3 protein-coding genes are annotated in these 4,251 nt (G+C 61.3%); 1 reads left to right on the top strand and 2 read right to left on the bottom strand.

Annotated elements, in window-relative coordinates; genetic code table 11:
* Together ppnP and ppsR are read right to left on the bottom strand one after the other, a co-directional pair.
* The coding region (gene ppnP, locus AC4FAH_RS02475) for a pyrimidine/purine nucleoside phosphorylase (RefSeq protein WP_483236477.1) at nucleotides 1-236 on the bottom strand (236 nt) is incomplete at its 3' end.
* Between the two features lie 101 nt (nucleotides 237-337).
* Nucleotides 338-1,171: a posphoenolpyruvate synthetase regulatory kinase/phosphorylase PpsR gene (ppsR, locus tag AC4FAH_RS02470; protein ID WP_043331317.1), complete on the bottom strand. Its 834-nt coding sequence runs from the start codon at nucleotides 1,169-1,171 to the stop codon at nucleotides 338-340.
* A gap of 395 nt (nucleotides 1,172-1,566) precedes the next feature.
* Between ppsR and ppsA the strand changes: the two genes are divergently transcribed.
* Complete coding sequence (gene ppsA / locus AC4FAH_RS02465) at nucleotides 1,567-3,954, top strand: phosphoenolpyruvate synthase (RefSeq protein WP_043331316.1); 2,388 nt, start codon at nucleotides 1,567-1,569, stop codon at nucleotides 3,952-3,954.
* Nucleotides 3,955-4,251 lie beyond the last annotated feature (297 nt).

Raw genomic sequence — 4,251 nt, 5'->3', positions numbered from 1 at the left:
TCGAAGCTCTGGTTGGCTTCGACGATGAAGCTTTCACCGGCGGCGAGCTGATACCACTCTTCCGCGCCCGGCAGCAGTACCTGCATGTCGCCGCTGATCAGGGTCATGTATTCGCGTTGGCTGGTGGCGAACACGAATTCGCCGATGGCCATCACGCCGACCGTGGCAGGAAGGTCTGCGCTCTGGAAGGCGATGGAGGCCACCTGGCCGTCGAAGTAGTGGTTGGTGTTGAACATGGGAGGATTTCCTGGGTGAGTAGCGGTGTTGTTGTGGTCGATGTCTGTCGTCGTGGTCGACGTGTGTTGTTGTGTTCGACTTGTGATGATCTGGCGTCGGGTCAGCGCGGTGAGAAGCGGCGTGCCAGGCCGGTCTCGGCGATCATGCGTGTCGAGATCTCTTCGATCGAGAAACGCGTGGTATCGATGTAGGGCACCTTGGAGCGGCGGAAGAGTGCCTCGGTCTGCTCGACTTCCTGCAGACACTGGTCGATCGAGCAGTAGCGGCTGTTGGGGCGACGCTCGGTACGGATGGCGGCCAGACGACGCGGGTCGATGGTCAGCCCGAACAGCTTGTGACGATATTGCGCCAGTGAGGCGGGCATCTTGAGGGTGCCGGACTCGTCCAGGTCATCCTCGGTCAGCGGGTAGTTGGCCGCGCGGATACCGAACTGCAGCGCCAGATACAGCGAGGTCGGGGTCTTGCCGCAGCGTGAGACGCCGATGAGGATGACGTCGGCCTTGTCGTATTGATGCGTGCGCGCGCCATCATCGTTGTCGAGGGCGAAATGCACCGAATCGATGCGATTCATGTAGACGTCGTCCTGCCCGATGGAGTGGGTCTTGCCGACGCTGTAGGACGAGTGGGTGTCCAGTTCCTCTTCCAGCGGCTTGAGGAAGGTCGAGAAGATGTCGACCTTGAAGCCGGAGGATTCGGAGATGATGTCGCGGATGTTCTGGTCGACGATGGTGTCGATGATGATCGGGCGCTCGCCGTCATTGGCATGCGCGCTCTCGATGGCCTTGACCAGTGCCGTCGCCTTTTCGGCCGAATCGATGTAGGGCTTGGTCACCATGCGGATGTCGGTATTCTCGAACTGGGCGAGCAGACTGCGTCCCAGTGTCTCGGCGGTGATGCCGGTGCCATCGGAAATGAAGAAGGCGGTTCGGGTCATGACGGGCACTCGTGAAGAACGAATCGAAGACACCAGCCCGCTCAGGCTGTTGCCCCGTGAAGACCCCAAGTGTCGGTGTTCACTGTCGAGCTTGCAATATCCGGCACAGGGCCAGTGGCGCGATATGAGAAATCCCGTGTTCCCGTTCTCTACAAAAGCGCCTCATGACTACATTCCTGTAGCGGCCGTTTCTGGCTTGTCGACATGTTCGCCGACGATGGCGACAGAACGTCTGAAACAGGCTCAGGGTTGTAGTCCTCCTCCACTGACTAGCCGGTTAGACCAATGGCTAATACTAGAGAGAGCTTGTTAGGGTGGCGTCATTGCTGAACGGAAGGCGGTTCATCGTCCTCCATCGGTCATTCGTTTCCATCCATTGGTACCAGGGGGTTCCCTTGTCACAGCAAGCCACATCCGAATACGTCGTCGATTTCGATCAGCTCGGCATGAACGATGTTGATCGCGTTGGCGGCAAGAACGCCTCGCTCGGTGAGATGATCTCCAATCTGGCCGATGCCGGTGTCACCGTGCCCGGCGGCTTTGCGACTACCTCCTATGCCTATCGCGAGTTTCTGGCCCACGAAGGCCTCGACAAGCGTATCAATGCCGCCCTCGATGCCCTCGATGTGGACGACGTGGTCGAACTGGCGCGCGTCGGTGCCGAGATTCGTCAGTGGATCATCGACACGCCGCTGCCGCCGGCCTTCGAAGCCGAGATGGAACGTGCCTATGCCGAGCTTCAGGCCAGGCACCCGAACCTGAAGGTCGCCGTGCGCTCCTCCGCCACCGCGGAAGATCTGCCGGATGCCTCCTTCGCCGGTCAGCAGGAAACCTTCCTCAACATCGAAGGCTTCGACAACATCAAGCGTGCGGTTCACGAGGTGTTCGCGTCACTGTTCAACGACCGCGCCATCTCCTACCGCGTGCACAAGGGCTTCGATCACTCACTGGTCGCGCTGTCTGCCGGCGTACAGAAGATGGTGCGCTCCGAGACGGCCGCTTCCGGCGTGATGTTCACCCTGGACACCGAATCCGGCTACCGCGACGCCGTCTTCGTCACCGGCTCCTGGGGCCTGGGCGAGACCGTGGTGCAGGGCGCGGTCAATCCTGACGAGTTCTACGTCCACAAGACCACGCTGGCCGCCGGCCGCCCGGCGGTACTGCGCCGCAACCTGGGCTCCAAGCTGATCAAGATGGTCTACACCGACGACACTAGTGCGGGTCGCTCCGTCGAGACCGTCGACGTGCCGGTGCCGGACCGTCACCGTTTCTGCATCAGCGATGCCGATGTCGAGGCACTGGCGCGCCAGGCCATGATCATCGAGAAGCACTACCAGCGTCCGATGGACATCGAATGGGCGCGTGATGGCGACGACGGCAAGCTCTACATCGTCCAGGCGCGTCCGGAAACGGTCGTCAGCCAGGAAGAGGGCGGCAACCTCGAGCGCTTCCAGCTGCGCGAGAAGGGCCGCACTCTGGTCACCGGACGTGCCATCGGCCAGCGTATCGGCCAAGGCGCGGTGCGCGTGATCGACAACCCGGAGCAGATGGACAAGGTGCAGGTCGGCGACGTGCTGGTCACCGACATGACCGATCCGGACTGGGAGCCGGTCATGAAGCGCGCCTCCGCCATCGTCACCAACCGTGGCGGACGTACCTGCCACGCGGCGATCATCGCGCGTGAGCTGGGCATTCCGGCCGTGGTCGGCTGTGGCGACGCGACCTCGGTGCTGGCCGAAGGCCGCGAAGTGACGGTCTCCTGCGCCGAAGGCGATACCGGTCACGTCTATGACGGTATCCTCAACTTCGATCGCACCGTCACCAGCGTCAACGAGATGCCGGAGATTCCGTTCAAGATCATGATGAACGTCGGCAACCCGGACCGCGCCTTCAGCTTCTCGCGTCTGCCGAATGCCGGCGTGGGCCTGGCGCGTCTCGAGTTCATCATCAACCGCATGATCGGCGTGCACCCCAAGGCGCTGCTCGACTACGCCACCCTGCCCATCGATCTGCAGCAGACCATCGATGCGCGCACCGCCGGCTACGCAAGCCCGGTCGACTTCTACGTCGACAAGCTGGTCGAGGGCATCTCCACCCTGGCAGCCGCCTTCCATCCGCAGAAGGTCATCGTGCGCATGTCGGACTTCAAGTCCAACGAGTACGAGAACCTGATCGGCGGCAAGATGTACGAGCCGGGCGAAGAGAACCCGATGCTGGGCTTCCGTGGCGCCTCGCGCTACGTGTCCGATACCTTCCGCGACTGCTTCGATCTGGAATGCCGCGCCCTCAAGCGCGTGCGTGACGAGATGGGGCTGACCAACGTCGAGATCATGGTGCCCTTCGTGCGTACCACCGGCGAGGCGGAGCAGGTCATCAAGCTGCTGGGCGAGAATGGTCTGGTGCGTGGCGAGAACGGCCTGCGCGTCATCATGATGTGCGAGCTGCCGACCAACGCGCTGCTGGCGGATCAGTTCCTCGAGCACTTCGATGGCTTCTCCATCGGCTCCAACGACCTGACCCAGCTGACCCTGGGGCTGGATCGCGACTCCGGCATCGTCGCTCACCTCTTCGATGAGCGTAACCCGGCGGTCAAGCAGCTGATGTCGATGGCGATCCGTGCCTGCAAGGCGCAGGGCAAGTACGTCGGCATCTGTGGTCAGGGCCCGTCGGACCATCCGGAGCTGGCCAAGTGGCTGATGGAAGAGGGCATCGACAGCGTCTCCCTCAACCCGGATTCCGTGCTGGAAACCTGGTTCATGCTGGCGGACAAGGAGCTGGTGTAACCCAGGCTTCCCAGGATGGTGACCTGACGCGCTGAGGCGCAGACGGTCGTTGTCACCCAGGGCGCCCATCGCACTCAATGTGCGGTGGGCGCTTTTCGTTTCGTGCCTGAAACCTGAATGATTGGTCAGTTCAGGTGTTAGACCAATGGGGGGGAAAGCCGCACAAAGACGTCAGTTGGTAACAAATAGCAACAAAATGATCTCGATTGCGCGACTAAATGATTATCTTTCTACCTTATGTAAAAAAGGCAGTCATTTATAATCCCAGCCACCCCGCTGACCACAATATCCATGGTG

The organism is Cobetia sp. (genome assembly GCF_983723665.1).
This window is presented reverse-complemented; position numbering and strand designations above follow the sequence as displayed.